This is a genomic window from Nonomuraea sp. NPDC005983 (genome assembly GCF_040614375.1).
Classification (GTDB): Bacteria; Actinomycetota; Actinomycetes; order Streptosporangiales; family Streptosporangiaceae; genus Nonomuraea.
Genome location: NZ_JBEXUP010000250.1, coordinates 1 through 5,968 on the forward strand (window position 1 = coordinate 1; position 5,968 = coordinate 5,968).

The 5,968-nt window shown below is 72.5% G+C and carries 3 protein-coding genes and 1 pseudogene; all 4 read right to left on the bottom strand.

Features of this window, described 5'->3' with window-relative positions; all coding sequences use genetic code 11:
• Positions 1–640, bottom strand: a 640-nt coding sequence (locus tag ABZ297_RS45870; RefSeq protein ID WP_355360618.1) for an MFS transporter, incomplete at its 3' end; no start/stop codon positions are given.
• Between the two features lie 6 nt (positions 641–646).
• Positions 647–2,317 carry a tetratricopeptide repeat protein gene (locus ABZ297_RS45875; RefSeq protein ID WP_355360621.1) on the bottom strand — a complete coding sequence of 557 codons (1,671 nt, stop codon included), beginning with the start codon at positions 2,315–2,317 and terminating at the stop codon, positions 647–649.
• Between the two features lie 330 nt (positions 2,318–2,647).
• The gene (ftsY, locus tag ABZ297_RS45880; RefSeq protein WP_355360624.1) at positions 2,648–3,820 is read right to left on the bottom strand and encodes a signal recognition particle-docking protein FtsY; all 1,173 of its coding nucleotides are present in this window, start codon (positions 3,818–3,820) and stop codon (positions 2,648–2,650) included.
• Between the two features lie 53 nt (positions 3,821–3,873).
• Positions 3,874–5,913: pseudogene (locus tag ABZ297_RS45885) on the bottom strand (AAA family ATPase); the annotation flags it as partial.
• Positions 5,914–5,968 lie beyond the last annotated feature (55 nt).

Below are 5,968 nucleotides of genomic sequence, written 5' to 3' on the forward strand. Positions count from 1 at the left end.
CCTCGCCGATGTCCGCCCCCACGGACGCGCGGCGAGCCCCCGGCGCGTCCTGCGCCCTCCCGCTGGGCCCGCCTCCCCGCGTCGCGCCCCTTCCGATGAGCGCGATCAGCAGCGCGGACAGCAGGAACGTCCCCGCGTCCGCGTAGACCGCGACCTGGTAGCCGAACGCCACCACGAGCGCGCCGCCCACCACCGGGCCCGCCATGTTGACCGCGTGCTCGCCGATGTGGATCCGCGCGTTGGCCTGAGGCAGCCGCTCCGGCCGCACCAGCGAGGGCACCATCGCCCGGAACGCCGGCTGGTAGAGCGGATCGACCGCGGCCAGCAGCGACGCCACCAGGTAGATCGGCCAGAGCTGCCGCACCCGCACCGTGACCACGACCGCGAGCACGGCGGTGATCGCACCGCAGAGCGTGTCCCCGAGCACCAGGACGCGCCCGCGGTCGAACCGGTCGGCCAGCACCCCGCCGAACATCCCCAGCGCCAGGTACGGCAGGTACTCCATGACGTAGACCAGGCCCGTGCCGAGCGCGGACCCCGTCAGGTCGTAGACCAGCAGCGGCAGGGCGAGCCGGTAGATCCAGGTGCCCAGCGACGAGGTCAGGAAGGCCGCCAGCAGGAGCCAGTAGCCGCCGTCCACGGGTGGTCACGCCCTGGCGAGCTCCCGCGCGATGTCCGGGTCGTCAGGAGCCAGCTCAGCGGCCCTGAGCAGGTCCTGTGCGGCCTCCTCGGCACGTCCCGCGGCACGGTGCACCAGGGCCCGGTTGAACAGCAGCTCCGCCGTCTCCGCGAGCTTCAGCGCCCTCGTCAGGTCGGACAGGGCGGCGGCGTGGTCGCCGGACTCGAAGGCCAGCGCGCCGCGGCTCGCCCAGGCTGCCACCAGGTCGGGGTCGAGGTCGAGGGCCGCGTCGAAGGCGGCCATGGCCTCCGCCTGCCTGCCCTCGGCGGCCTCCACCTGCCCGAGGACGCACATCAGGTGGGGGCTGCGCGGGTCGAGGGCCAGCCCGCGTTCCACGTCCTGCCTGGCCAGGTCGTACGCACCCGCCGCCGCGTGCAGGCCGGACCTGTTCACGTACGCAGGGGCGAACTCCGGATCGAGCTCCAGCGTGTGGTCCAGGTCGGCGCGGGCGCCGTCGAGGTCTCCGGTGGCGAACCTGACCTCCGCCCGGTTGTAGTACGCCTCAGGGAAGGGCGGGCTGAGGCGGATCACGGCCTCGAAGTCGGCCAGCGCGTGGTCGTACTCGCCGAGCTTGTGAAGGAGGCTGCCGCGGTCCAGGTAGTAGTCGGGGTAGCCGGGGTCGGCGCCGATGGCGATCGCGTAGTCGGCCAGGGCCTCCTGAGTGCGGCCCGCCATCGCCATCAGCTGGGCCCTGTTGGCGTACAGGACGAGCCGGTGGACGGGGTGCTCGCCGCGCAGGTCCTGCTCGGCCAGGTCGATGGCCTCCTGCACCAGGGCGAGCGCCGCGTCCCGGCGGCCCCTGCGGACCTCCACCAGGGCCTTGCCGTTGAGGTCGAACCCGAGGTGGAAGGCGCGAACGCGGGGATCGGGCAGCAGCGAGGTGAGGGCGACGGCCTCGTTGATCCAGGCCAGGGCCTGCTCGGCGTCGCGCTGGGCGGGGTCGTGGTGGCGTACCAGCAGCATGGCCGTGCCGTACGCGATCGTGGCGCGGTGCTTGGGGTCGGTGCTCTCGCGGCGGGCCCTGTCGTACAGGGCGCGGGCCTCGTCCTCGCGTTCGATGGCCTCCAGCGCACCCGCCACCCGCTCGACGAGCCGCCGCCAGCCCTCCGGGTCGGACTCGTACGCCATGCCGCGCAGCGCCTCCAGGCCCGCCTCGGCCATGGCGTGGTGGAAGCCCTCGTCGCGGAACCGGTCGAAGTCGGCGCGGAGCGGGCCGGTTCCCGGCACCGACCGGCCGCGGACGAGCCGCAGCAGGCCGGGGTCGAGCCGCCGCCCCAGCACCTCGGCGAGTTCGGTGTCGGTCGGGTCCGCCTCGTCGAGGTTGTCGACCGTCAGGGTCAGGGGGCCGCTTCTGCCCAGGTGGTCGCGGACGAACTCGGCCAGCCCGTTGGCGATCCTGAGCGTGCGGCGGGCGCCGGGGATCAGGATGCGCTGCGCTCTCGGCAGGCTGTCGGCGAGCGATCGCCTGCGCACCGGGATCTCCAGGTGCGGCGCGGCGACGCGGATCTCGATGTCGTGCGCGGCGACCAGGTCGGGCCACCGGTCCAGCGCCTCGGGGACGAGGCGGTCCAGCAGCGCGGCGCCGAGTGTGTAGGGGCCGTGGAGCCTGCGGTCTGCGTCCAGAACGATCGTGTCCACCCGATACCTCTTCCGTGGTCCGTCTCCGGTGCTGTCACGGCCGGCGCCCCGTTGGGGGACGCCGGCCCAGCCGGAGTCAGTGGCCGTGTCGCGGCGCGGCGGCGCCGGAAGGCTTCACGGTTCCAGGCTTGTGAACGACGACCTTTTTCATCGGGACCCTTTCGCGGTGAGCATGCCGAGATCGCGAGAATTCCCACGCAGGCGATCTCGGCGGCAACCGGTTCATGTGAACACACGCAAACTCGGCGATCAAGGCTTGTCCCGGTAAGCGATATTTCCCGTTTTTTTCGGAAAGGGCCATAAACATGGCCGGCATCCGAAAACAGCGGGTTAATCGCCCAGAATTGCGTCCACGAAGACCTCGGGGTCGAACGGCGCGAGATCGTCGGGGCCCTCGCCGAGACCGGCCAGCTTGACCGGAACCCCCAGCTCCCGCTGGACCGAGATGACGATGCCGCCCTTGGCCGTGCCATCGAGCTTGGTCAGCGCGATGCCGGTGATGTTGACCACCTCGGCGAACACCTGGGCCTGGCGCATGCCGTTCTGGCCCGTGGTGGCGTCGAGCACCAGCAGCACCTCGTCGACGGTGGCCTTCTTCTCGATGACCCGCTTGACCTTGCCCAGCTCGTCCATCAGCCCGGTCTTGGTGTGCAGGCGACCGGCCGTGTCGATGATGACGGTGTCGACCTTCTCCTCGATGCCCTTCGCGGTGGCGTCGAAGGCCACCGAGGCGGGGTCGCCGCCCTCGGGCCCCCGCACCACGTCGGCGCCGACCCGGTCGCCCCAGGTCTGCAGCTGGTCGGTGGCGGCCGCGCGGAAGGTGTCGGCCGCGCCGAGCACCACCTTCTTGCCGTCGCCGACGAGCACACGGGCCAGCTTGCCCGTGGTGGTGGTCTTGCCGGTGCCGTTCACGCCGACGACGAGCACCACGGCGGGCCGCTCGCCGTGCTTCTGCACGTGCAGCGTGCGGTCGAGGTCGGGGTCGATCTGGGCGAGCAGCTGCTCGCGCAGCAGGCCGCGCACCTCGTCGGGGGTGCGGCTGCCGAGCACCTTGACCTTGGTGCGCAGCTCCTCGACCATGGCGCGGGTCGGCCCGACGCCCACGTCGGCCGTGATCAGCCGCTCCTCGATCTCGTCCCAGACCTCGTCGTCGAGCCGGTCGCGGGACAGCAGTTCGAGCAGGCCCCGCCCGAACGCGCTCTGCGAGCGCGCCAGCCTGGAGCGCAGCCGCACCATCCGGCCCGCGGACGGCGGCGGCACCTCCACCTCTGGCGGGACGACGACGGGCTCGGCGGGCTTGACCGGGGGCGGGAGCGTGGTGGTCGCCCCCTCAACCTCCTCCGCCGCCGCGGGAGGCCGCTGCTCCTCGGGGGGTGCGATCGTCTCGGGAGGCTCGGCGGGCGGCGCGGCCTTGCCCCCCGGCCGGAAAAGCAGGAAGAGGCCGCCGACCGCCAGCAGGGCGACGACGACCACGATCACTATGACGCCGAGATAACCATCCACAAGATGTCAGTTTTCCAGATCGCCCGCCATGCTCCAGCACAAGGCCACGCGGATCAGGCCGGCTCGCGTTCGCGCAAGCGCTGGCTGACCACCTGCGTGACGCCGTCGCCGCGCATCGAAACGCCGTAGAGCGCGTCGGCGATCTCCATCGTGCGCTTGTTGTGGGTGATCACGATGAGCTGTGAGTTCTGCCGCAGCTCCTCGAACAGGGTCAGCAGGCGCTGGGTGTTGGTGTCGTCGAGCGCGGCCTCGACCTCGTCCATCACGTAGAAGGGCGAGGGCCTGGCCTTGAAGATGGAGACCAGGAACGCCACCGCCGTCAGCGAGCGCTCGCCGCCCGACAGCAGCGACAGCCGCTTGACCTTCTTGCCCGGCGGCCTGGCCTCGACCTCGATGCCGGTGGTCAGCATGTCGGCGGGGTCGGTGAGCACCAACCGGCCCTCGCCGCCAGGGAAGACCCTGGTGAAGATCTGCTCGAACTCGCGGGCGACGTCCTCGTAAGCGGAGGAGAACATCTGCTCCACCCGGTCGTCGACCTCCTTGACCACGGTCATCAGGTCGCGCCTGGTCTTCTTGAGGTCCTCCAGCTGCGAGCTGAGGAAGGCGTGGCGCTCCTCCAGCGCGGCGAACTCCTCCAGGGCGAGCGGGTTGACCTTGCCGAGCTGGTTCATCTGCTTCTCGGCCGTGCGGGCGCGCTTCTCCTGCTCCTCCCGCACGTACGGGACGGGCGGGTCGCCGGGAACCGGGGCCTGCGGGCCGTACTCGGGGACCAGGGACTCGGTCTCGACGCCGAACTCGTCGAGGGCCCGCTGCTCGAGCTGCTCCAGGCGCAGGCGCTGCTCGGTACGGGCGACCTCGCTGCCGTGGACGCGGTTGACCAGCTTGTCGAGCTCCTGACCGAGCTCTCGGACGCGCACGCGCACCTGCTTGAGCTCGGCGTCGACGGCGACCCGGGCCAGGTCGGCCTCGTCGCGCTGCCTGGAGGCGAGCTGGATCGAGGTCGCCAGCGCGGCGAGCACCTGCTTGGCGCCCTTGACGACCGCCTCCGCCACCGCGGCCTGCTGCCTGCGTCTGGCCCGCTGGGCGGCGGCCTGGGCGCGGTCCTGGCGTTCCCGCTCGGCGGCCCTGACGAGGCCGTCGGCCCTGCCCTCGATGCCCCTGACCCGCTCCTCGGCGGTGCGGACCTGGAGGCGGGTCTCCATCTCGCGCTGCCTGGCCGTCTGGCAGGTGTCGGCCAGCTCGTCGCGCGCCTCGGTGGTGGGCTCGGCCTCCAGTTCCTGGGCGTACTCGGCCTCGGCCAGCCGGATCTCCAGCTCCGCCAGTTCCTCCAGCCCCTCGGCGCGGGCCTCCTCGGCGGCCTTGACGCTTCCGGTGAGCCGCGCCGCTTCGTCCTGTGCGGCCTTGGCCGCCGCTTCGAGCTGGGCGAGCCGCTTGGCCGCTGCGGCGTGGCGCTGGTCGGCCTCCCGCTGGCGGGCCCTGACCTGGTCGAGCGCGCCCTGCGCGGCGCTCACCCCGGCCTGCGCGGTTCCCGCGGCGCTCTGTGCCTCGTTCACGTGCGCCTGGGCGGCCTCCAGGGCGGCCTGGGCGGCCTGCTCGGCCGCGACGGCGTCGTCGAGGGCGACGGCGGTCTGCTCGGCCCTGCTCTCGGCCTCCTCCAGGTCGGCCACGGCGTCGTCGAGCGCGGCCCGCACCTGGAGCACCGACGTGCCGCCCTCGGAACCGCCGCTGGCCACGTGGGCTCCGGCCACGTCACCGCTCCTGGTGACGGCCCGCAGCCCAGGGTGCCGCCGCACCACGTCGCGGGCCGCCTGGAGATCGTCGACGACCACGACGTCGCCGAGCACATGCTCGACGGCGTCGCTGAGCGGCGCCGGCACGCTCACCAGCTCGGCCGCCCACTGCCCGCCCTGCGGCGCCGGCCCGCGCCGAGCCATGCCGGAGCCGTCGAGCACCGCGGACGCACCGGAGCGGTCGTCGGGAAGCGTGCCGTCGCCCGGATGGTCGCGGGCGATCAGGAGGGTCGCCTGGCCCGCCTCCTTGACCCGCAGCAGTTCCAGGGCCTCGATGGCGGTGCCGAGCGAGGTGACGGCGACTTTCCGGAAATATCACGAGAATCTTGAGTCGAACGTCCATCCCGACTACCGCGAC